This is a genomic window from Kineococcus deserti (assembly GCF_050871945.1).
In the GTDB taxonomy this organism is placed as follows: Bacteria; Actinomycetota; Actinomycetes; order Actinomycetales; family Kineococcaceae; genus Kineococcus.
Map to the genome: position 1 here is coordinate 98,709 of NZ_JBJLSI010000008.1, position 20,945 is coordinate 119,653.

At 73.1% G+C, this 20,945-nt stretch carries 22 protein-coding genes and 1 riboswitch; of the genes, 9 read left to right on the forward strand and 13 right to left on the reverse strand.

Annotated features, from left to right (window positions below; genetic code table 11):
- Positions 1 to 60: 60 nt before the first annotated feature.
- The gene (gene ppk2, locus ACRYR2_RS08955) at positions 61 to 930 is read right to left on the reverse strand and encodes a polyphosphate kinase 2 (protein ID WP_432562580.1); all 870 of its coding nucleotides are present in this window, start codon (positions 928 to 930) and stop codon (positions 61 to 63) included.
- A 365-nt stretch (positions 931 to 1,295) separates the two neighbouring features.
- Here ppk2 and ACRYR2_RS08960 point away from each other — a divergent pair, with 365 nt between their 5' ends.
- Positions 1,296 to 1,736, forward strand: a complete 441-nt coding sequence (locus ACRYR2_RS08960; RefSeq protein WP_432562506.1) for an acyl-CoA thioesterase — start codon at positions 1,296 to 1,298, stop codon at positions 1,734 to 1,736.
- A 10-nt stretch (positions 1,737 to 1,746) separates the two neighbouring features.
- On the opposite strand, the gene ACRYR2_RS08965 is transcribed toward ACRYR2_RS08960, so the two are convergent.
- The gene (locus ACRYR2_RS08965) at positions 1,747 to 3,357 is read right to left on the reverse strand and encodes a methyl-accepting chemotaxis protein (RefSeq protein ID WP_432562507.1); all 1,611 of its coding nucleotides are present in this window, start codon (positions 3,355 to 3,357) and stop codon (positions 1,747 to 1,749) included.
- Positions 3,358 to 3,520: 163 nt separating this feature from the next.
- Between ACRYR2_RS08965 and ACRYR2_RS08970 the strand changes: the two genes are divergently transcribed.
- A complete protein-coding gene (locus tag ACRYR2_RS08970; protein WP_432562508.1) occupies positions 3,521 to 4,054 on the forward strand; it encodes an SRPBCC family protein in 534 nt (177 codons plus the stop codon).
- Between the two features lie 52 nt (positions 4,055 to 4,106).
- Here ACRYR2_RS08970 and ACRYR2_RS08975 read toward each other — a convergent pair whose 3' ends face one another.
- The 3 genes from ACRYR2_RS08975 to ACRYR2_RS08985 form a co-directional block, all read right to left on the reverse strand.
- The gene (locus ACRYR2_RS08975; RefSeq protein WP_432562509.1) at positions 4,107 to 4,421 is read right to left on the reverse strand and encodes a DMT family transporter; all 315 of its coding nucleotides are present in this window, start codon (positions 4,419 to 4,421) and stop codon (positions 4,107 to 4,109) included.
- 10 nt (positions 4,422 to 4,431) lie between these two features.
- Positions 4,432 to 4,498: riboswitch (guanidine-III (ykkC-III) riboswitch) on the reverse strand.
- A gap of 27 nt (positions 4,499 to 4,525) precedes the next feature.
- A complete protein-coding gene (locus ACRYR2_RS08980; RefSeq protein ID WP_432562581.1) occupies positions 4,526 to 5,113 on the reverse strand; it encodes a dihydrofolate reductase family protein in 588 nt (195 codons plus the stop codon).
- Positions 5,114 to 5,306: 193 nt separating this feature from the next.
- Entirely contained in the window at positions 5,307 to 5,882 is a 576-nt protein-coding gene (locus ACRYR2_RS08985) for a thiamine pyrophosphate-binding protein (RefSeq protein WP_432562510.1), read from the reverse strand.
- Between the two features lie 24 nt (positions 5,883 to 5,906).
- On the opposite strand from ACRYR2_RS08985, the gene ACRYR2_RS08990 reads away from it, so the two are divergent.
- The 3 genes from ACRYR2_RS08990 to ACRYR2_RS09000 all read left to right on the forward strand — a co-directional run bounded on the left by ACRYR2_RS08990 (position 5,907) and on the right by ACRYR2_RS09000 (position 9,082).
- Positions 5,907 to 6,362, forward strand: a complete 456-nt coding sequence (locus tag ACRYR2_RS08990) for an Lrp/AsnC family transcriptional regulator (protein WP_432562511.1) — start codon at positions 5,907 to 5,909, stop codon at positions 6,360 to 6,362.
- 96 nt (positions 6,363 to 6,458) lie between these two features.
- Positions 6,459 to 8,474: an alkaline phosphatase gene (locus ACRYR2_RS08995; protein ID WP_432562512.1), complete on the forward strand. Its 2,016-nt coding sequence runs from the start codon at positions 6,459 to 6,461 to the stop codon at positions 8,472 to 8,474.
- An 80-nt stretch (positions 8,475 to 8,554) separates the two neighbouring features.
- Complete coding sequence (locus ACRYR2_RS09000) at positions 8,555 to 9,082, forward strand: AAA family ATPase (RefSeq protein WP_432562513.1); 528 nt, start codon at positions 8,555 to 8,557, stop codon at positions 9,080 to 9,082.
- Positions 9,083 to 9,455: 373 nt separating this feature from the next.
- Here the strand turns inward: ACRYR2_RS09000 and ACRYR2_RS09005 are convergent, their stop codons facing one another.
- On the reverse strand, positions 9,456 to 9,833 hold the full coding sequence (locus ACRYR2_RS09005; protein WP_432562514.1) for a VOC family protein: 378 nt from the start codon (positions 9,831 to 9,833) through the stop codon (positions 9,456 to 9,458).
- A gap of 113 nt (positions 9,834 to 9,946) precedes the next feature.
- Here ACRYR2_RS09005 and ACRYR2_RS09010 point away from each other — a divergent pair, with 113 nt between their 5' ends.
- Complete coding sequence (locus tag ACRYR2_RS09010; RefSeq protein WP_432562515.1) at positions 9,947 to 10,330, forward strand: ATP-binding protein; 384 nt, start codon at positions 9,947 to 9,949, stop codon at positions 10,328 to 10,330.
- A 7-nt stretch (positions 10,331 to 10,337) separates the two neighbouring features.
- Here the strand turns inward: ACRYR2_RS09010 and ACRYR2_RS09015 are convergent, their stop codons facing one another.
- Positions 10,338 to 10,676, reverse strand: coding sequence for a hypothetical protein (locus tag ACRYR2_RS09015; RefSeq protein ID WP_432562516.1), 339 nt, complete (start codon positions 10,674 to 10,676; stop codon positions 10,338 to 10,340).
- 147 nt (positions 10,677 to 10,823) lie between these two features.
- On the opposite strand from ACRYR2_RS09015, the gene ACRYR2_RS09020 reads away from it, so the two are divergent.
- Positions 10,824 to 11,933, forward strand: a complete 1,110-nt coding sequence (locus ACRYR2_RS09020) for a DUF475 domain-containing protein (protein WP_432562517.1) — start codon at positions 10,824 to 10,826, stop codon at positions 11,931 to 11,933.
- The gene (locus ACRYR2_RS09025; RefSeq protein WP_432562518.1) at positions 11,930 to 12,469 is read left to right on the forward strand and encodes a GyrI-like domain-containing protein; all 540 of its coding nucleotides are present in this window, start codon (positions 11,930 to 11,932) and stop codon (positions 12,467 to 12,469) included. Before ACRYR2_RS09020 ends, ACRYR2_RS09025 begins: the two co-directional genes overlap by 4 nt.
- Positions 12,470 to 12,472: 3 nt before the next feature.
- On the opposite strand, the gene ACRYR2_RS09030 is transcribed toward ACRYR2_RS09025, so the two are convergent.
- Genes ACRYR2_RS09030 through ACRYR2_RS09040 form a run of 3 tightly spaced genes read right to left on the reverse strand, consistent with a single transcriptional unit; the run spans position 12,473 to position 17,223 of the window.
- The gene (locus ACRYR2_RS09030; RefSeq protein WP_432562519.1) at positions 12,473 to 13,453 is read right to left on the reverse strand and encodes an aldo/keto reductase; all 981 of its coding nucleotides are present in this window, start codon (positions 13,451 to 13,453) and stop codon (positions 12,473 to 12,475) included.
- Between the two features lie 10 nt (positions 13,454 to 13,463).
- A complete protein-coding gene (locus tag ACRYR2_RS09035; protein WP_432562520.1) occupies positions 13,464 to 14,621 on the reverse strand; it encodes an aminotransferase class V-fold PLP-dependent enzyme in 1,158 nt (385 codons plus the stop codon).
- Between the two features lie 37 nt (positions 14,622 to 14,658).
- Positions 14,659 to 17,223 carry a DEAD/DEAH box helicase gene (locus ACRYR2_RS09040; RefSeq protein WP_432562521.1) on the reverse strand — a complete coding sequence of 855 codons (2,565 nt, stop codon included), beginning with the start codon at positions 17,221 to 17,223 and terminating at the stop codon, positions 14,659 to 14,661.
- 128 nt (positions 17,224 to 17,351) lie between these two features.
- Here ACRYR2_RS09040 and ACRYR2_RS09045 point away from each other — a divergent pair, with 128 nt between their 5' ends.
- Complete coding sequence (locus ACRYR2_RS09045; protein ID WP_432562522.1) at positions 17,352 to 18,026, forward strand: PAS domain-containing protein; 675 nt, start codon at positions 17,352 to 17,354, stop codon at positions 18,024 to 18,026.
- A 66-nt stretch (positions 18,027 to 18,092) separates the two neighbouring features.
- Here ACRYR2_RS09045 and ACRYR2_RS09050 read toward each other — a convergent pair whose 3' ends face one another.
- From ACRYR2_RS09050 to ACRYR2_RS09060, 3 genes are all read right to left on the reverse strand, one after another.
- Positions 18,093 to 18,494 (reverse strand): response regulator transcription factor, encoded by a 402-nt coding sequence (locus ACRYR2_RS09050; protein WP_432562523.1) that lies wholly within the window; start codon positions 18,492 to 18,494, stop codon positions 18,093 to 18,095.
- 247 nt (positions 18,495 to 18,741) lie between these two features.
- Positions 18,742 to 20,193, reverse strand: a complete 1,452-nt coding sequence (locus ACRYR2_RS09055; RefSeq protein WP_432562524.1) for a hypothetical protein — start codon at positions 20,191 to 20,193, stop codon at positions 18,742 to 18,744.
- The gene (locus ACRYR2_RS09060) at positions 20,186 to 20,938 is read right to left on the reverse strand and encodes a glycosyltransferase family 2 protein (RefSeq protein WP_432562525.1); all 753 of its coding nucleotides are present in this window, start codon (positions 20,936 to 20,938) and stop codon (positions 20,186 to 20,188) included. Before ACRYR2_RS09060 ends, ACRYR2_RS09055 begins: the two co-directional genes overlap by 8 nt.
- Positions 20,939 to 20,945 lie beyond the last annotated feature (7 nt).

Consider the following 20,945-nt stretch of genomic DNA (forward strand, 5'->3'; position numbering starts at 1 on the left):
GGGCCCCCGACGCGAGAACCCGCCCCGGGGACCACCGGGGCGGGTTCTGCGGACGGCGGTTCAGAGCGTCGCGGCGACCTCCGGCCGCCGGTCGGTCTCCAGGATGGTGCGGGCCTCCACGACCAGCAGCGGGTCGGGCGTCCCGACGACCTCCGAGTCCTTGCCGTCGTAGTCGAACAGCGACAGCACGTGCCGCATGGCCGCCAGCCGGGCGCGCTTCTTGTCGTTCGTCTTGATGACCGTCCACGGCGCGTACCCGGTGTCGGTGCGCTCGAACATCGCCTCCTTGGCCGCGGTGTACTCGTCCCAGCGGTCCAGGCTCGCGAGGTCCATCGGCGACAGCTTCCACTGCCGGACGGGGTCGATCTGCCGGATGAGGAAGCGCGTGCGCTGCTCGGCGCGGGTCACGGAGAACCAGAACTTCACCAGGTGGATGCCGTCGTCGACGAGCATCCGCTCGAACAGCGGGGCCTGCGCGGTGAACCGGTCGTACTCCTGCGCCGTGGCGAAACCCATGACCCGTTCCACGCCGGCGCGGTTGTACCAGGAACGGTCGAACAGGACGAACTCGCCGGCTGCGGGCAGGTGCTGGACGTAGCGCTGGAAGTACCACTGGGTGGACTCGCGTTCGCTGGGCTTCTCCAGCGCCACCACCCGGGCCCCGCGCGGGTTGAGGTGCTCCATGAAGCGCTTGATGGTGCCGCCCTTGCCGGCCGCGTCGCGTCCCTCGCACAGCACGACGATCCGCTCGCCCGAGGCCTTGAGCCACTGCTGCAGCTTCAGCAGTTCGATCTGCAGCAACCTCTTGTCGACCTCGTAGTCCTTGCGGCTGAGCCGCTCGTCGTACGGGTAGTCCTCGCGCCAGGTGTCGACGACGGTGCCGTCGCTGCGCAGGAGCTCCGGTTCGTCCTCGTCGTCCAGGATCGACATGCCGATTTCGGGGTTGAGCTGCACGCCCGTATGGAACCCCCTCGCCCGCGGCGACGCAGGTCGGGCCGGTGACCGCAGGGCGAACTCCGGGTGAACAGGACGGGCCCGCCTGCGGTCCCGGGCGGACCGTCGGGCGAACCCCGGGCGGCGCGCACGACCCGACGACGGGTGGGCGACGCCCGGCGGGCAGCGTCGCGGCCGGACCTGCCGAGCAGGGGGACACGACCACCACCGAGGCGGTGCGGTCGTCCGCCCGGCCCGGACTGGCCGACCGGGCCGCGTTCTCCAGCCACCCCAGCACCTGGTGGCCGGCTCCCGCGCGCCGGGGACCTGCGGCCCCACCACCCGGCGTAGATTGTCCTGACATGGAACCAGTCAGTCCGCCCGTCGGTGACGAGAGCATCAACTTCAGGACGAGGAAGTGGGTCCGCCCCGAGGACCTCAACGCCAACGGGACCCTCTTCGGCGGCAGCCTGCTGCGCTGGATCGACGAGGAGGCCGCGATCTACGCGATCCTGCAGCTGGGCAACGGCAAGGTCGTCACGAAGTACATCTCCGAGATCAACTTCGTGTCCTCCGCGCAGCAGGGCGACCTGATCGAGATGGGCCTGCGCGCCACGCACTTCGGCCGCACCTCGCTGACCATGCGGGCCGAGGTCCGGAACATGATCACCCGTCAGAGCATCCTGACGATCGAGAAGATCGTGTTCGTGAACCTCGGCCCGGACGGGCAGCCGACGCCGCACGGGTACTCGACGATCACCTACGAGCGGGACCGGATCCCGAGCACGATGACGACGAGCTGAGCTCCGGGACTCAGACCCGGAACCTGCCCACCGAGGCGAGCAGTTCCGCGGACAGCCCCGCGAGGTCGTCGGAGGACTGGCGGGTCTGGGCGGCAGCGCGGGTCGTGCTCTCCGCGGTGTCGGCGATGGTCGCGATGTTGCGGGCGATGTCCTCGGAGGAGTTCGCGGCCTCGGTGACGTTCCCGTTCATCTCCTGCGTGGTCGCGGTCTGCTCCTCCACGGCCGAGGCGATCGTCGTCTGGTAGTCGCTGATGCGGGCGATGACCTCGCGGATGTCGGCGATCGCCGACACCGCGCGGCCGGTGTCGCCCTGGATCGCGACGACGCGGTGGGTGATGTCCTCGGTCGCCCGCGCGGTCTGCTGCGCCAGTTCCTTGACCTCCCCGGCGACGACGGCGAACCCCTTGCCCATCTCGCCGGCACGGGCCGCCTCGATGGTCGCGTTGAGCGCCAGCAGGTTGGTCTGCTCGGCGATGGCGGTGATGGCCTTGACCACGTCCCCGATCTCGCGCGAGGAGTCGCCGAGCTTGCTGACCGTCTGGTCGGCGACCGAGGCCATGTCGACGGCCTGACCGGCCACCCGCGCCGCCTCCGAGGCGCTGACGCTGATCTCCCGGATGCTCGCGCCCATCTCCTCGCTGCCGGCGGCCAGCGTCGAGACCGTGCGCGAGACCTCCTCGGCCGCACCGGAGACCAGGCCGGCCTGCGACGCCGCGGCGTCGGCGCCACCGGCGAGCTCACCGCTCGTGGTGGACAGCTGCGCACTGGCTCCGGCCAGCGACTGCGACGTCGCGGTGATCGAGGAGACCATCGAGCGCAGGTTCGAGGTCGCGGCGCCCAGGCTCTTCGCCATCCGGCCGATCTCGTCGCGGGTGTCGATGCCGGCGTCCTGGGTGAGGTCGCCCGCGGCGACGGCGTCGAGCACCCGCGAGACGCGCGACAGCGGACGGGTGATGCCGCGCACGACGGCGACGGCGACCCCGAGCGCGAGCAGCAGGCCGACGACCAGGACGACGGGGACCACGACGAGGGCGGAGCCGGCCTTGGCGGCGGCGGCGTCGGTGCGGGCCTGGGCGCGCAGCTCCTCCGCGGCCCCGGCCGCCTCGATGGCGTCGGCGCCGGTGGTGACCACCGGCAGGATCTGCTCGCGGTAGACGGTCGCGGCCCCGGACACGTCACCGGCGTCGGCCTGCGGGACGAGGACGTCGTGGAACAGCGTGTCGATCTGAGCCTGCGCGTCCTGCAGAGCCGTGACCTGGGCGGGGTCGGCCGCGTTCGGGGCGTAGGCGTCGATGCCGGCCTGCAGGTCGGCCGACTTCTCCTCGAACTGGGTCAGCAGCTTCTGCCGGACCTCGGGCGAGGCCGCGGGGTACTCGACCACCCGCGCCCGGGCGGCCTGGAAACCGCGCTGGGCGGCGGACAGGTCGACCAGCGGCTGGACGCTCTCGGCGTAGGAGGCGCGGGTGGCCTCGCGCAGTTCGGCCAGCCGCACGGTGGCGACGCCGCCGACGGCGAGGGCGACCGTGGCGCCCACCAGGACCCCCGCCCCGATGCGCACGCCGACCGGGCGGTCCCCGAGGAGGGAACGGCGGCGGTTCTCCTGGTGCTGCGGTGCGGGCATCGTTGCGCTCCTCGAAGGGCCTTGGTCGCTCGGGGACGTCTGTCGCCTCCCCCACCCCCGTCGACCGCTCCGATCCGCGGCTTGAGCGTTTCAGCCCCTGGTTCCGGATGCGGCGCGCAGTTCCACGGGCGTCGATCGCGCGGACGTCGGGGATGATGCCGTGGTGAACCTCGACCTCCTCGGCGACGCGGTCCTGCACGGCGGCGACCGCGCCACGCTGCGACTGGCCCGCGAGTTCCCGCACTCCGTCGCCGCCGTCTGGACCGCCCTGACCGAACGCTCGCTGACCCGGCTGTGGTGGGCCGACCTGCGCGCCGACCTGCGCCTGGGCGGGGAGTTCTCGCTGGAGTGGCTCACCGGGCCACCGGGTGAGCTCGAGTGGTGGCCCGGTGAGATCACCGCGTTCGACCCGCCGCGGCTGCTGGAGCACACGAACTCCGAGCACGGGCTGCTGCGCTGGGAACTCGAACCGCTCGACGTCGGCGCGCTGCGCGCCCGCACCCGGTTGCGGCTGACCAACGACCTCGAGGGCGAGGACGAGTGGGTGCCGATGTCGCTGGCGGCCTGGCACCTGCACCTGGAGCAGCTCGAGGTCGCCCTCGACGGCGGCTCGGTCGACTGGGGCGCCTGGGGCACGGCGAAGAACGGGCGCCTGCGCGAACTGCGCGCCGCCTACGCCGCCACCCTGTCGCGGTGAGACCTCCCGCACGACGACACGAGTGCTCGATCACGACAGTGATCGAGCACGGTCAGTGCAGGACCTTCAGCCCGATGACGCAGCCGACCAGGCCCAGGATCAACAGGACCTTCGCGAGGGAGACGGCTTCGGTGCCGGTGACCATGGCGTACCCGACGGTCAGCGCGGCGCCGATCCCGACCCACACGGCGTAGGCCGTGCCGGTCGGGATGACGCGCATGGCGTACGCCAGGCCGGCCATGCTGAGCACGATGCCGACGGCGAACACGACGGTCGGCCCGGGACGGGTGAAACCCGTGGACTTCCCCAGTGCGGTGGCCCAGACGGCCTCCAGCACACCGGAGACGACGAGGACGATCCACGCCACGACGAAACCTTCCCCACCGTCTTGTCGCTGACCGGGTACGGCGGGCTCGTCCGGGCACCTCGTGGTGGGTGCTGCTCCCAGGTTCCGCGACGCCGCGTCGGGGGTCAAGCGGAGGTGGTGTCAGACCGGTCACCCGGTGGGCCGGCCAGCACCGTGGGGACGTACTCGAGCAGCTGGAGCCTGCCGTCGAAGGTGCGCTGCTCCACGAGGTCCAGGGCCACGTCCGGGTACCCGTCGTAGATGCGGTCCGAGCCGGTCGCGCCGGTGATCACCGGGAAGACGACGACCCGGAAGCGGTCGACCAGTCCCGCCCGCAGCAGCGACCGGCACAACGACACGCTGCCGAGGGTGTGCAGCGGGCGGTCGCCCCGCTCCTTCAGGGCCCGCACGGCCGCGACCGCGTCCGTGCCGACCAGCCGCGTGTTCGCCCACGCCAGGGGCGGTTCCAGCGTGGACGAGAACACCACCTTCGGCATCGCGGCCAAGGCTGCGAACCCGGGGTCGTCGGGCATCTGCTCGGCGAAGCCGGCCATCAGCCGGTAGGTCCTCGCCCCCATCAGGGACGTGTGCTCCTCCTCCTGCCCGAGCCACCCCAGGTACTCCGGTCCCTCCAGCCCCCAGTAGCCGGGCCAGCCCTTCGCGGCCCCGTAGCCGTCCAGGGAGGTGATGAAGTCCACCATCAGCGTCTGCATGCGTCCCTGACCGGGACGCGCCCGTGAAGTCATCGCCGCGGCGACCCGACGCGGCGGGCACCGCCGTCCGGTTCCACGCCACGACGTCCTGGGCACCGCCTCGGGGCTGCGGATCGCCCGTTCCACGGTGTACCCGCCGTTGTCGACGAGCAGGATCGTCGGAGCCGGCCCCGACGTCGGCGACCGGCCGAGTTCACCGGTGGTCAGCTGCGCCGAGCCGTCGCCGGTGACCGGGACCGTGACCTCGCGGGCCTGGCCGGGCAACCCGGTGAGCGCGACCCGGGAGTCCTCGGCCACGGCGGGGTCGCTGCGCAGCACCCGCAGCGGACGGTCCAGCGGCGCGGCCGGCACCCGCGCGAGCGCGGACCACGACGGGAACGTCCTCGGCGCAGCTGCCGACGAGGGCGTCGACGGCGGACAGCTCGCCGACACCGGACGTCGTGACGAACGCCGCCGGGCCGCGCCGCAACCGTGCGTGACCGTCGGCGGCGCAGCCGGCTGGGGGCATCTCCCGGCGCCAGCGCTGGGGGGATGAGCTCGTTGCTCGCTCCGGCCCGCTGCGGGCCGCCGCTCGCGAGCACCTCGTCGAGCCGACCAGGTCGAAGTCGCCCGGCAGGCCGAACAGGTGGGCGACGCCCAGCCGCTCGAGGCGGCGGGCCGGGAAGGTGCTGACGGTGACGGTGGGGCGCATGGGGCAGATGACGCGCGGCCCGGTCGGATCGCACACGAGACACGGCCCACGTTGATCGATCCGACCATCGGAGCGCATGATCACAGCTCTAGGGTGGTCGGCGTGACCATCCTCGACGACACCGACCGGCGCATCCTGCTGGCCCTGGACCGCGACGCGCGAGCCACGGTGGCCCAGCTCGCGCTCGACCTCGGGCTGGCGCGCGGGACGGTCCACAGCCGCCTCGAGCGGCTCGCCGCCGACGGGGTGCTGCGGGCGAACTCGACCCGCCTGGACCCCGCGCGGGTCGGGCTGCCGATGCGTGCGCTGGTCACAGCGGGTGTCCAGCAGAGCGAGTTCGCCGGGCTGGTGGAGGACATCGAGCGCATCCCCGAGGTCGTCGAGTGCCTCGGCATCTCCGGCGACTCCGACCTGCTCATCCAGATCGCGGCCCGTGACGCCGACCACGTCTACGACATCACCCAGCGGATCATGCACTGCCGCGGGATCCGGGGGACGTCGACGTCGATCGTCCTGCGCGAACTCCTCGGGTACCGGATGGATCACCTGTTGAGGTGAATCCGTGCACCGGCCGTTGTCGTCGAGTTCTCCGGGGGTTCCCCGACCACTGCCAGGTTGAGCCTGCCCCGAGGAGATCGAACGAGAGGTTCACCGGTGTCCGACACCCAGCCCAGCACGAACGAGAACGCTTCGCAAGAGCGTCGCGGTTTCTTCACCCGTCGAGGCCTTCTCGGCACCGGTGGCCTCGCCACCGCCGTCGTCTTCGGCAAGGGCCTGGTCGACGCCGGTTCCGCGTCCGCCGCCCCGGCGTACGTGCCGGCCCAGCTCAACGTCAAGGACGCGCACTACTCGACGACGTTCCGCCGGATCGCCCTCTCGACCGGCACCGGCAGCGCGGTGAAGATCCTCCCGCTGGACCGCGCCAAGTTCCAGGTCGGCGCGAGGTTCGACCTGCGCATCGAAGCCACGGGCGTCGACCCCGAGACCACGAAGATCGTCATCAAGGTCAGCGACGGCAGCGGCCCGGCCGCACTGCTGAGCCCCGCGCCGCTGCGCACCAGCTCGGCCGCCGACTCGGTCGAGGTCACCTACCAGGACCTCGTCTACCCGACCGAGGGCACCTACACGATCGCCGCCGCCGTGACCTCCGCGAACGGTTCGGCGTCGCAGGAGGTCGAGCACGAGGTCGTCCTGTCCAAGGCCGACGGCCGGACCGCCAAGAACGTCATCTTCTTCCTCGGCGACGGCATGGGCCAGGCCGCCATCACCGGCGCCCGGATCCTGTCCAAGGGCATCACCGAGGGCAAGTACAACTCGCTGCTGGCGATGGACACCCTCGACTACCGCGGGAACGTCACGACCTCCGGCTGCGACTCGATCGCCACCGACTCGGCGAACTCGATGTCCGCGTACATGACCGGCCACAAGTCGGCCGTCAACGCGATGGGCGTCTACCCTGGCAACTCCGAGGACCCCACCGCGAGCCCCCGCGTCGAGACCATGGCCGAGGTCCTCAAGCGCTCGCGCGACATGTCGATCGGCATCGTCACCACCGCCGAGGTCCAGGACGCCACCCCGGCCGCGGTGTTCGCGCACACCCGCCGTCGCTCGGAGTACGTCGACATCATGGACCAGGCCCTCGAGCCCGGCCAGATGCCCGACGTCCTCCTGGGTGGTGGCCGCGCCACGTTCCTGCCGCAGTCGCAGGAGGGTTCGCGCCGCGAGGACGACCGCGACCTCATCGAGGAGTTCAAGGACAAGGGCTTCGCCTACGCGGGTTCGCGCACCGAACTGTCCGCGGTGATGGCCGCCGGAACCCCGGACAAGCTGCTCGGCACGTTCCACACCGGGAACCTGAACGTCTACATCGACCGCCAGGTCACCCCGAACCCCGAGGTCCTGGGCGAGTTCGACGACCAGCCCGGGCTGGTCGAGATGACGAGGGCCGCGCTGAAGGTCCTGGAGAAGAACGACAAGGGTTTCTTCCTCATGGTCGAGGGCGCCTCGATCGACAAGTCCGAGCACCCGCTGGACGGCCCCCGTGCCGTGTACGACACGATCGAGCTCGACCAGGCCGTCGAGGTCGCCAAGGAGTGGGCCGAGGACCGCGACGACACCCTGATCGTCGTGACCGCCGACCACAACCACGCCATGAGCATCGCCGGCACCCACACCCTCTCCAAGGAGGGCTCGCCCGCGCGCCAGCAGAACGGCGTGTACGCCGACGCCGGTTTCCCGACCTACGTCGACTCCAACGGCGACGGTTTCCCGGACGACCCGAACCCGGACGTCCAGCTGTTCTTCGGCTGGTCCAACCACCCGGACCACCCGGACGACTTCGCGCACAACGCCGTCCTGGCGCAGCCGGCGCTGGAGGACCCCGCCACCGAGCAGGCGTTCCCCAACCCCGACCGCGACCCCGGCGCCGTCGTGCAGATCGGCAACCTGCCGCTGGACGAGACCAACTGCGTGCACACCGTCGAGGACGTGTCGATCTTCGCCTCCGGGCCCGGCGCCCAGGCCTTCGGCAAGCTGCTGGACAACACCGAGGTGTTCCACGCGATCTGCGCGGCGCTCGGCCTGCAGATCCCGACCTACGAGCTGTCGAGCTCCGGCGGCAAGCTCGCCGAGGCCGAGGTCTCGGCCGAGCAGGCCGCGCTGGTCAGCTGACCCACCGGCCGGTCCGGACGCCCCCTCCCGCCGCGGCGGGAGGGGGCGTCCGCACGTCGGGACCGTGCCAGGCTGGCCCGGTGCCCACGGCGTTCCTCATGGTCGGCCTCCCGGCCTCGGGCAAGACGACCCGCGCCCCCGCGCTCGAACGCGACCGCGGGGCCTTGCGGCTGACGCCGGACGAGTGGATGGTCCCGCTGTTCGGCGGCGAGAACCCCGGGGCCGGCCGGGACGCCCTGGAGGGGCGGTTGCTGTGGACGGCGCTGCGCGTGGCGCGGCTCGGCCTCGACGTCGTCGTGGACTTCGGGTTGTGGTCCCGCGAGGAGCGGCACGCGCTGCGGGTCCTGTTCGCCGCGGTGGGCGCGGACTGCGTGGTGGAGTTCTGCGACGTCGACCCGGCCACGCAGCTCACGCGCGCCGAGCACCGGTGGCGGCAGACCCCGCACCTGACGTTCGCCGTGACGGCCGGGGAGCTCGCGAGCTGGCGCGAGGTGTTCGTGGCACCGGACGCGGCGGAGCTGTCCGGGGGTCCCGTCCCGGACCCGCCACCGGGGTCGGCGACCTGGGCCGACTGGGCCGCGCAGCGCTGGCCGGGCCTGCGCCCGTAGCGCTCTCCTGCGCCTGATCCTGGTGTGACCCAGGACACACTGCGGAGGTGTAACGCTTCGCCGGGGCCGAGCGATGTCGCGGGTGAGTCCGGGGGGAGCGCACAGGTCGGGGGGCCTGCAGTGCGACGGACTCAGGGGGAAGCAGCAAGGCTCGGTGGCCGGGGGGTCGACCACCGGGTGCACGATCCGGGAGTCCGGGGGGTGCGTCGGGGCCGGGGGGCCCGCAGGACGCATCGGGCTCACGGAGTGGGGTGTCAGCCTGGTGGCCGGGGGGTCGGCCACCAGGCAAGCCCCCGCCCGCTCGACAGGCCGTGACGACGACCGGCCACCACACCTTCGGACGACGCGTCCCGCCCACGCCCTCCCGCCGGGCTCAGTCGGGCAGGTAGAGGCAGAACAGGTGGCCGTGCGGGTCGCGCAGCACCCGGACGGTCTCCTGCGGCTGGAACTCCTCGACGTGCGCCCCGCCCGCGACGGCGTGCGCGACGGCCGCCTGCAGGTCGTCGACGGCGATGTCGAGGTGGTCCTGCATCTGCTGCTCGCCGGGGGCGGCCGGCCAGGCGGGCCGCACGTGACGGGCCTCCCGCTGGAAGGACAGGCCCGGACCGCCGTGCGGGTTGCGCAGGACGATCCAGTCCGGATCGCGTTCACCGGTCTCCTCCAGCCCCAGCAGGTGCCGGTAGAAGTCCGCCAGGACCCCGGGCTCGGGGCTGTCCAGGACCGTCGAGGTCAACCGCAGTCGTGGGCTCACGCGAGCAGCGTGGCCCGTCCGCGCCGGGCGCACCAGGCCCCGCGCACGACCCACGCCCGGGCCCACCCCACCCCACCGTCGAGCCTGCGGACGCCATGGGTCACCATCGTCTGGTGATCGCCCGGTCGGTGCCGTCGTCGCTGAGCCTGGAACGCAGCCGACGGGCCGTCGCCCAGGCGCGCTCCTTCGTGCGGGACCGCTGCGCGGAGTCGGGTGTGAGCGAGACCGTCTGCGACACCGCGGTCCTGCTCGTCAGCGAACTGGTGACGAACGCCGTCGAGCACGCCCGCAGCAGCGTGGACCTCTCGGTCACGGTCAGCCCCGCCAAGGTGCACGTCGAGGTCGGCGACGGCAACGCGAGCCTGCCGGCCATCCAGCCCGCCGACGTCGGCGCCGTCCACGGCCGGGGCATGGCCATCGTCGACGCCCTCGCCGACGCGTGGGGCGTCCGGCCCGCGGGCCGGGGCAAGACGGTCTGGTTCGACCTGCCCTGCTGAGCCGGCGCTAGAACCAGCCCTTCGCGTCGTCGTCCAGCGCCAGGAACCGTTGCGGCAGACCGGCCCTGGTCCGCAACGCGGCGTACCGGCCGAGCGGGCAGGCGCAGGGTTCGACGACCCAGTCCCGGTCCTCGTGCTCGCGCGCGAACTCGTCGACCGCCTCCGCGGAGTCCAGCAGGTACACCCCGCCCGCCCCGAGTTCGAGCTCGACGTCGTGGACCTCGAGCAGCACCGCCGCGGTCCGGGCCCCGGGAGCCGCGAGCAACGCCGAGTCCCGGTCGGGCTGCCACAGCACCTCGAACCCCGACCGCTCGAACCCGGTGAGCGCCTGCTTCAGGTTGGTCACCGGATGCTTCTCGAACCCCAGCCTCACCACACACCCCTTCGTCGTGTGCGGTCATCCTGCCGCACTGGCGGGCGCTCGCCGCCCGTGCCACGGTGGATCGACGGTGACGGCGCCGCGACCCCCGTCCAGCCAGATCCCGGGAGACCCGTGCGCCGCACCCTGCGCCCCGTCCGCTCCGCCAACGCCTCCGACCGCAACGTCCTCGGCCTCCCCCTCGCCCTCGTGGTGGCCGCGGGTGCGGCGGCCTGGGCGCTCGACGGCCCGTACGCGGCCGCCGCCCTGGTCACCCTGGCCTGCTACGAGATCGCCCTCAGCGTCGACAACGCCGTGCCGATGGCGGGGGTGGCCGGCCGGCTGCACCCACGGATGCGGCAGGTGTTCCTGACCGCCGGCCTGTTCGCCGGGGTCGTCGTCATGCGGCTGTTCGTCCCGCCGCTGGCCGTGGCCACCGCCGGCGGCGAGCACGTCGCCGAGACGACGGCGGACATGGTCGCCGACCCGGCCGGGTACGCGGCCGCCCTCGACGGTGTCCGTCCCGAACTCGCCGGCTTCGGCGGGGTGTTCCTGTGGCTGGTCTTCAGCGAGTTCCTGTTCAACTGCGAGCGCAAGGACCGGCCGTTGTGGATCGCGCCGCTGGAACGGCCGTTCTTCCGGCTGCGCCGACCGCGCGTCGTGCAGTTCGCCGTCGCGGCCGTCCTGGCCGGTCTGGCCGCCTGGGTCGGGGCGCCCACCGACCGGGACACCGTCGCGGTCGCCGGGCTCGTCGGGATCGGTGGGTACGCGCTGGTGAAGCTGGGTGCCCGGCACGTGGCCACCCACGCCCTCGCCGTCGTCGTCGAACGCGCGCTGGCGGTGTTCCTGCTGCTGGAGGTCCTCGACGACACCTACTCCTTCACCGACACCGGCACGGACCTGCCGGTGTGGGTGCGGCTCGCGATCGCCCTGGCCGGGGTCAGCATCGGCGCGGTGTTCCTGGTCCGGCTGACCCGCAAGCTCGACGCCGGCGAGGCGCTCAAACGCTACGAGCACCTGCCCGCCGGTGCCGCCTACGTGCTGGGCGTCCTGGGGATCCTGCTGTGGGCCTCGCTGGTCACGACGATCCCGGCGGCGCTCGCGGCCTGGTTCGGGGCCGTCGTCATCGGCGCCTCGCTGGTCAGCTCGCTGGTGCGCAACCGGCGGCGGGGACGGAGCCTGCGCGGTGCCGACCTGCCCGTCCAGCGGCGCCGCAGCCCCACCGGGCAGCCGCGGTCCCGATGAGTTCGCGGGACGCCCGGGGTCTGCCGGTCGTGCACACGACACTGACCCAGGACCCGGTCGTCACCGGACGCGCTGCCGTCCCCTACGTGGGCACCCGGCGGACGGTGACGATGACCACGATGGCGGACATCGCCGACCGCATCCCCGAGGTCGTCGGCTGGGTGCTGGAGAACGGGCACGCCCCGGCCGGCGCCCCGTTCCTGCGCTACCTCGTCATCGACATGGAGCGTGAGCTGGTCGTCGAGGCGGGCATCCCCGTCGACGGACCGGTGGAGGCCGCCGGGGAGGTGTACGCCGGCACGCTGCCCGCCGGCCGGTACGCCACCGTCGTCCACACCGGTCACCCCGACGACCTGGTCGGGGCGACCGGCGACCTGCTGCGCTGGGCCGAACGCGAGGGACTCGCCTTCGACGCCTCACCCGGCCCGGACGGGGAGGTGTGGGGGTGCCGGCTGGAGAACTACCTCACCGATCCCCGCGAGGAGCCGGACATGGACCGGTGGGAGACGGAACTGGCGTTCCGGCTGGCGGACTGAACGTCACCAGCGGTCGTGGACGTGCTCGGCCACGAGGTCGCGGTAGACCTCCTCGACGGCCTCGAGCTGGTCGGCCGTGGGGGCCGGCAGGTCGGCGGCCGCGGCGTTCCCCGCCGCCTGCTCGGGGTTGCGCGCGCCGGGGATCACGACGCTCACCCCGGGCTGCTCGACGATCCAGCGCAGGGTGAAGGCGGCCAGCGGTGCGTCGCCGGCGACGTCGGCCAGGCGGCGGGCCGCCTGCACACCGGCGCCGAGCGGAACCCCGGCGAACGTCTCGCCGACGTCGAAGGACTCGCCGTTGCGGTTGAAGTTGCGGTGGTCGTCGGCGGGGAACGTCGTGTTCTCGTCGATCTTGCCCGACAGCAGGCCCGAGGCCAGCGGAACCCGCACGACGACGCCGACCCCGGCCTCGGCGGCGGCCGGGAGGAACTCGGTGACGGGCTTGAGCCGCAGCGGGTTGAGGATGATCTGCACGCTCGCCACGTTCGGGCGGGCCACGGCGGCCAGGCCCTCGGCGACGGTCTCGACGGACACGCCGTAGGCCTTGGTCCGGCCCTCGTCGACGAGGGTGTCGAGCGCGTCGAAGACGGCGTCGGTGTGCAGGACCTGCGGCGGCGGGCAGTGCAGCTGTACCAGGTCCAGGGTGTCCACGCCGAGGTTCTCCCGGCTGCGGTCGTTCCAGGCCCGGAACGCGTCGAGGGTGTACGCCTCGGCCACGTGCGGGTCGGCGCGGCGGCCCATCTTGGTCGCCACCACGACGCCCTCGGGCGCGTCCGGCAGGAACCGGCCCAGCAGCCGTTCGCTGCGGCCGTCGCCGTACACGTCCGCGGTGTCGAAGAAGGTGACCCCGGCCTCGGCGGCCGCCTGCAACGTGGCCAGGGCCGCGTCCTCGTCCACCGTTCCCCAGCTGCCGCCGATCTGCCAGCAGCCCATGCCGATCACTCCGACGGGTCGACCCGTCCTGCCCAACGTCCTCGTCTGCACGAGCGCGAGCCTAGTGGGACCACTCCAGCAGTGCGGGCACGACCCGGGCGGCGAAGTCCTCGTAGTCGTCGAGGGTGTTGTAGGCGTGGGCGGCCAGCCGGACGAAGGCGTCGTCCCCGAACGCGGTGAACGCGGCCTCGACGTCGAACTCGGCCAGCACCCGGTCCCGCAACTCGTGTCCGCCCAGCACCAGTCCCCTCGGCAGCCGCACGAGGCGGAACGGGACGGCGGGCATCCCGACGTCGACCCGGTGGTCCTCCCCCGTGGCGGCGGTGAACGCTCGGGCGACGACCTGCGCGCCCCGCTCGACGAGGTCGGCGGCGTTGTGCCGCACCGCCTTCCAGCCGATCTCCCGCTCGACCACGTCGAGGGCGTCGGGCGCGGCGAGCCAGCTCGTGAAGTCCTGGGTCCCCTGTTCGTCGAAGGCGGCCGGGAACGGCTTGCCCGCTCCCCAGGAGTCGACCAGCGGGTTGAGCTCGGAACGGACCGGCCCGCGGGCGACGAGGACCCCGGTCCCCCGCGGGGCGCAGCCGAACTTGTGCAGGTTGCCGACCCACACGTCGCAGTCGACCCCGGCCAGCGGTTCTTCGAGCACGAGCGGGACGTGCGCACCGTCGACGAGGACGGGGATGCCCCGTTCCCGCGCGGCCGCGCTGACCAGGTCGACGGGCAGGAACCGTGCCGTCGGCGAGGTGACGTGGTCGAGGACGACCAGGGCCGTCCGGTCGGAGAACTCCGCGGTGATCGCCGCGCACGCCTCCTGCGGGCCGGCCGCGAGCGGGACGTGAGCGGTGCGGACCGTGCCGCCCCAGCGGCGGGCCAGCCGCTGCGCGCCCATCGTCACGGCGCCGTAGCCGTGGTCGGTGACGACGATCTCGCAGCCGTGCTCGACCGGCAGGCTGGTGAAGACGACACTGGCACCCGCGCTGGCGTTGGGCACGAACGCGAGGTCGTCGACCGGAACCCCGAGGTACGGCGCGACCCGCGCGCGAGCGTCGGCGATGCGTTGCGGAACCCCCACGAACCAGCGGACCGGCGCGCCCTCCATGAGGGCGCGGTACTCGGCCTGCCGGTCGAGGGCGAACTGCGGGACGGCGCCGAACGAGCCGTGGTTGAGGTGGCGGACGGCCCGGTCGAGGCCCCAGGCAAGGGACGATTCCTTGATCACCGCAGTCGAATCCTTGATCGCCGTGGAGGGTCGGGGGTCAGAGACGGAGGAGACCTGCGACCTTCAGGACGGCCGCGCCCGCTTCGTCGGAGGCGTCCAGGTCGACCTCGGCCACGACGCCCCAGTCGCGGTCCCCGGCCGGGTCCTCCAGCACCTGCCGCACGTACCAGTTGCGCGGCGACCCCTTGGCGTCCGGGCCCGAGCCGTCGTCGACCTGCAGCAGGTGCGGGCCGCGGGCGTCCGGGCCGGTGCCGATGGTGTCGTGCTCGTCGTAGTAGGCGTCGAGCTGGTCGGCCCAGGTGTCCTCGTCGGGCGAGCCGTCCAGCGCGGCCAGCGCTTCCGGCCGGTCCAGCGCGCAGAGTTCGACGAACCGGAACATCGCGTTGCGCACCAGGACGCGGAACGCGCGGACGTTCGCGGTGACCGGCGGGGCCTCCTCCTCCTTCGGCGCCACGACGTTCTCGACGTCGGCCGGTTCCACCCCGTCGCGCAGCGCCTCCCACTCGGCCAGCAGCGAGGAGTCGGTCTGCCGCACCACTTCGCCGAGCCACTCCACGACGTCGGTGAGTTCCTCGGTGCGGGCGTCGTCGGGCACGGTCTGCTTCAGCGCCTTGTAGGCGTCGGACAGGTACCGCAGGACCAGGCCCTCGGAGCGGGCGAGCTGGTAGTGCTGCACGTAGTCGCCGAAGGTCATGGCCCGCTCGTACATGTCGCGCACGACGGACTTGGGTTTCACCTCGTAGTCGGCGACCCAGGGGTTGCCGGCGCGGTACGTCTCGTAGGCGCCCCGCAGTTCCTCGGCCAGCGGCATCGGCCACTCGACCTCCTCGAGGAGGTTCATGCGCTCCTCGTACTCGATGCCCTCGGACTTCATGCGCTGCACCGCTTCGCCCTTGGCCTTCGACTTCTGCGCCAGCAGCACCTTCATCGGCTCGTCCAGCGTCGACTCGATGACCGAGACGACGTCGAGGGCGTAGGTGGGCGAGGCCTTGTCGAGCAGTTCGTCGACGACGGCCAGCGCGAACGGGGACAGCGGCTGGTTCAGCGCGAAGTCCAGCTGCAGGTCGGCGACCAGGCGGACCTGCCGGCCGTCGGGCAGCGGTTCGGGCAGCTTCTCGACGATGCCGGCGTCGAACAGCGCGCGGGCCAGGTCGACGGCACGGCGCACGTGCTTGAGCTGGTTCTTGCGCGGTTCGTGGTTGTCCAGCAGCAGGTGCCGCATCGCCTCGACGGGGTTTCCCGGCCGCTGCAGGACGTTGAGCAGCATCGACGTGGTGACCCGGAAGTGCGAGGTGAGCTGCTCGGGTTCGGCGACGATCAGCTTGTCCATCGTCTGCTGCGACCAGGAGACGAAACCCTCCGGCGCCTTGACCCGCTGCACCCGCTTCTGCTTCTTGGGGTCGTCACCGGCCTTGGCGAGCCGGCGGGCGTTCTCGACCTCGTGCTCGGGGGCCTGCACGACGACGGTCCCGGCGGTGTCGAAACCGGCCCGTCCGGCGCGGCCGGCGATCTGGTGGAACTCCCGGGCCCGGTAGTGCCGGTTGCGCCGGCCGTCGAACTTCGTCAGCCCGGCGAACAGCACGGTGCGGATGGGGACGTTGATCCCGACCCCGAGGGTGTCGGTGCCGCAGATGACCTTCAGCAGCCCGGCCTGGGCCAGGGTCTCCACGAGCCGGCGGTACTTCGGCAGCATCCCGGCGTGGTGGACGCCGACGCCCATCCGCAGCAGCCGGGACAGGACCTTGCCGAAACCGGCGGAGAACCGGAAGTGGCCGATGGCCTCGGCGATGGCGTCGCGCTGCTCGCGGGTGGCGATCTTGGCGCTGGTCAGCGCCTGCGCCTGCTCGACCGCGGCGGCCTGGGTGGCGTGGACGACGTAGACGGGGGCGCGGTCGGTCTGCAGCAGTTCCTCGACGGTCTCCTGCAGCGGGGTCGCCGCGTAGGAGTAGTGCAGCGGCACGGGCCGCTCGACGGAGGTGACGACCGCGGTGCCGCGGCCGGTCCGGCGGGTCAGGTCGTCCCGCAGCGCGCTGACGTCACCCAGCGTCGCCGACATCAGCAGGAACTGCGCCTGCGGCAGTTCGACGATGGGGACCTGCCAGGCCCAGCCGCGGTCGGGGTCGGCGTAGAAGTGGAACTCGTCCATCACGACCTGGCCGACGTCGGCGAACGCCCCCGAGCGCAGCGCGAGGTTCGCGAGCACCTCGGCGGTGCAGCAGATGATCGGCGCACCCGGGTTCACCGACGCGTCGCCGGTCATCATCCCGACCCGCTGCGCGCCGAACGTCTCGACGAGGGCGAAGAACTTCTCGCTCACCAGCGCCTTGAGCGGGGCCGTGTAGAAGGACCGGACGCCGGCCGCGAGCGCCGCGGCGTGCGCACCGGCCGCGACCAGCGACTTGCCGGAGCCGGTGGGGGTGGCGAGCACGACGTTGGAGCCGGAGACCACCTCGATGAGGGCTTCGGACTGCGCGGGGTACAGCGAGATCCCGCGGGAGGTGACCCACGTCGAGAACGCCTCGTAGACCGCGTCGGGGTCGGCGGCGGCGGCGGTCCCCGGGGCGGGGAGGAGGTCGGGGAGCGCGAGTTCGGTGAGCGTCATGGCTCCTCCATGCTCCCACCGGGGGGAGGTGCGTGCGCCCGACGAGTGGACTCGTGGGCCGCGGCGTGGTGCGGACGAGCTCGGGCAGGGCATCCTGTACCCAGGCCCGCACGATCGAGAGGGAGCAGGTGGACGACGACCGGCTCTCCCGTGAACACCACGTCCGCCGCCGCGCCGAGCAGGTGCGCACCGATCTCGACGCGTTGTGGGGGGAGGACCTCCCGCCGGGGCCGGACCCGCGGACCACCGCGCTGGTCGACAGCCTCGCCCTCGACGACGACCACGGCCGGCGCACCGGGTTGCTGGTGCAGGGGGACGCGATCCCGTTCCAGGTGCTGGTCCGTCTGCTCCTGACGAGCCCGCTGGGGCGGGAGGTCCTGGAGGAACTGCCGGCCGAGCTGCGGGCCCGGGTGGACCTGACGGCGGCGACGATCGATCCGCAGGCCATGCGGACCTGGGTGGCGACCCGGGGGCTGCCGCAGACGCCGTCGGGCGCCTTCGCGATGCACCTGGAGCCCCGTGTCGTCGACCTCGACGAGCGCGTGAGCGGGCTGCTGGGGTTGCCGGCGCGTCAGCACCGGCTGCCGTGGGGCGAGTCGTTGCACCGCGTCCACCCGGCCGACAGGGACCGGGTCGAGGCGCTGACCCGGGAGTCCTTCGAGAAGCAGTCCTCCTTGAGCCTGCGCTTCCGGGTCGTGCACGACGACGGCTCGGTGCACTGGCTCTCGAGCGTCGGGCACGCCCTGCTCGGCGAGGACGGGGGCACCGAGCAGATCGTGGGCTTCACGATGCCCAGCCCGTGACACCTCCGCGGCCCCGCGGGTCCTGCGGGGATCCGGCAGGACCGCGTGAGGCTCAGGAGATGAGGCTCAGGAGATGAGGCCGTCCTGGCGGGCGACGGCCGCGGCGGCCGCGGAGGACCGGACCCCGTACTTGCGGCGGACCGACGCCAGGTGCTGGGCGACGGTGTTGGGCGCCAGTCCCAGGCGTTCGGCGACGACCGAGCCGGGGCAGCCGTCGGCGATCATCTGCAGGATCTCCTGCTCGCGGGCGGTGAGGCTCACACCGGGGCGCCCCGGGGTCTGCGCACGCTCGGCGTCCTCCAGGGCCCGGTAGCGGGCTTCGGACACGACCACGAAGCGGTTGCCGGCGGCGTCCTCGACGATCATGCGGCGGTTCCCGTCGGCGACGGTGCGCAGGACGTCGCCCCACCAGTCCGTCGGGACCTCGACCCGGTGGCCGTCCACGACCGCCACGTTGTTGTGCTCCATCGCTCCCCCTACGCCCGTTCGCGCCGTGTGCTCGACTGCTTCGCGGTGCGGGTCCGGAACCCGCGGTCTTGATGAGGTTCGGGGAGTGGCCGGCCGGTCTTGACCGAGCACGGGAAACACCACCCGACCGGATGAACCGTTGCAGACGCCCGACGACCGGTCTCGCGGGCACCCGGCTCCCGGGTGGGAGCGGCTGGTCCACACGCGGGCGTCCGCTGCGTGAACCTGCAACCACTCTGCCACACCGTCACCGTTTTTCTACTCTTAGTCGCGAAATGGTGCTGCTGGCAAGGACCACCAGCAGGGCGGCCCACGCGATCCACGGCCCCACCTCACGGCGGTACCCCAGGGTCACGGCCTCGACGGCCTCGCTCATCCCGTCGACCAGCCCGGGCACGTACGCCAGCGCCAGCAACGTCAGCCGCCCCGAGAGCACCGCGGTGAACACGGCACCCAGCGGCCGCGCCGGGGCGGCGAGCGCCAGCGGTCCCCACAGCAGCAGGTCGTACCAGGGCAGCTCGTAGGCCGCGCCCAGCAGGTACCCCGCCGCCAGCACCGTGCTGACCCCCGCCGCCTGCGGGACGAACGACGCCGGAGCCAGCGGACCGCGCCGGACCAGCACCGGCCACCACAGGACGGCGACCAGCAGCACCACCAGCACCATCCCGGGCAGCAGCACCCCCCGGGGCATCCCGGCGTCGACCAGCGGACGCCAGATCGTGGCCAGCGACACGTACCGGCTGGCCGTGCGGGTCTGGTCGTAGACGTGCACCCCGGCCCACAGGTGCGCCGGCACGAGCACCAGCAGGCTGCCGACCACCCCGCGCAGCAACCACCCGAGGTTGAGGCGGCCCGTCGTTCCCGCGGCCACCACGACGCCCACCGCCACCGCGCCGTACGGCAGCTTCGTCCCGGCGGCCACCGCGAGCGCCACGCCGGCCAGCAGCGGGTGGCGCCGCGCCAGCAGCAGGGTCCCCACCGCGGCCGCACCGGCCAGGACGTCGGCGTGCGCGCCGCCCAGCCCGACCGTCAGCAGCAGCGGGTTGGCCGTCCACAGCACGTCGAACCGGGCGCGGCGGTCCGGCTCGCGCACCAGCCGCCGGGCCAGCAGCGCCGTCCCGGCCCAAACCAGCAGCAGCAGCACCTGCCAGCCGGACACCGTGGTGCGCACGACGTCCCCGCCGCTCAGCGAGGCCAGCGCCATGGCCAGCCCGCCGACCGGGCCGTAGACCGACGTCGTCGAGCGCCACGGGTCGCGGACGGCGGAGGTCACCGGGTCGGACCCGCCGGCGAAGGCGTCCGGCGGCTGGCTGTAGGGGTCACCGCCCAGCGCGGCGATGCGGCCGTAGGCGGCGTAGCTGAGGTGGTCGGCCGACCCCACCGGGGGCAGCAGCGTCAGCACGACCGCCCCGGCCGCGGCCAGCAGCAGCAACCGCCGCGGCCGCCACCCGCGGGCCAGCGCGCGCGTGCCGACGACGAGCCCGGCGCCACCGGACAGCACCGAGACCGCCAGCAGGACCGTCACCGTCGCCGACGAGGGGGCCAGCCCCAGGTCGACCGACCCGAACCCGTCGCCCAGGTCCGGCACGGCGGCCGACGGACCGGCCAGGGCCACCGCCGCCCAGCACAGCAGGCAGACGGTCAGCAGCACCCCCGCCGACGTGGCCGCCCGGCGGGGGGCGTGGAGCTCCTCAGCCACGCGTGAGGCGGCCCAGCGCGTCGGCGACGCGACGGCGGCCCAGGGCGCGGGCCACGTCGCGGAACTGCTTGGCCCGGTGCACCTGCGCACGCAGGTCGCGGCCGGTGACCCGGTGGTGCAGGTCGCACGGGACCTCCACCACCCGGAACCCGGCGCGCAGCAGGTCGATCGTCAGCGCCGTCTCCACACCCCAGCCGCGCGCCAGCGGCAGCGCGGCCTCGAAGGCGGCGCGGCTCAGGCACCGCATCCCCGACAGCGGCTGCTCGGGGGACCAGCCCGTCGCGGCGACCGTCCCCCGGCGCGACAACCCCACGACGAACCCGTGCCCGCCACCGGCGGTCGCCTGCCGGGGCAGCACCGCTATCGTCATGTCCGCCTCACCGGCCAGGACGGGACCGGCCAACGGAGCCGTCGCGACCGCGCTGTCGGCCAGGTCGGCGTCGACGAACAGCAGCGGCCGCGGACGCACGCCGGGACGCGGGCGGGCCCGCTCCCAGTCGGCGACCGCCCGGGCCCCCGTCTGCATCGCGGCCGCCTTGCCCCGGTTGCGGGCGTGGGCCACGACGACGGCACCGGCGTCGCGGGCGGCCTTGGAGGTCAGGTCCGAGGAGCCGTCGTCGACGACCACGACGACGTCGACCACGGGCAGCCCGGCCACCGCGCGGACGGTCGCGGCGATGCGCTCCTGCTCGTCCTTGGCCGGGATGACGACGGCGACGGTCGGGGACGGGTGCAGGGCTGGCACGGCCGCG

Coding starts and splice junctions, on each gene's coding strand:
- ACRYR2_RS08965 (WP_432562507.1), bottom strand. CDS start 3,357: ATGCCCGCACCGCAGCACCAGGAGAACCGCCGCCGTTCCCTCCTCGGG.
- ACRYR2_RS09040 (WP_432562521.1), bottom strand. CDS start 17,223: ATGACGCTCACCGAACTCGCGCTCCCCGACCTCCTCCCCGCCCCGGGG.
- ppk2 (WP_432562580.1), bottom strand. CDS start 930: ATGTCGATCCTGGACGACGAGGACGAACCGGAGCTCCTGCGCAGCGAC.
- ACRYR2_RS09050 (WP_432562523.1), bottom strand. CDS start 18,494: ATGGAGCACAACAACGTGGCGGTCGTGGACGGCCACCGGGTCGAGGTC.
- ACRYR2_RS08980 (WP_432562581.1), bottom strand. CDS start 5,113: ATGCAGACGCTGATGGTGGACTTCATCACCTCCCTGGACGGCTACGGG.
- ACRYR2_RS08960 (WP_432562506.1), top strand. CDS start 1,296: ATGGAACCAGTCAGTCCGCCCGTCGGTGACGAGAGCATCAACTTCAGG.
- ACRYR2_RS08985 (WP_432562510.1), bottom strand. CDS start 5,882: ATGCGCTCCGATGGTCGGATCGATCAACGTGGGCCGTGTCTCGTGTGC.
- ACRYR2_RS09025 (WP_432562518.1), top strand. CDS start 11,930: ATGAGTTCGCGGGACGCCCGGGGTCTGCCGGTCGTGCACACGACACTG.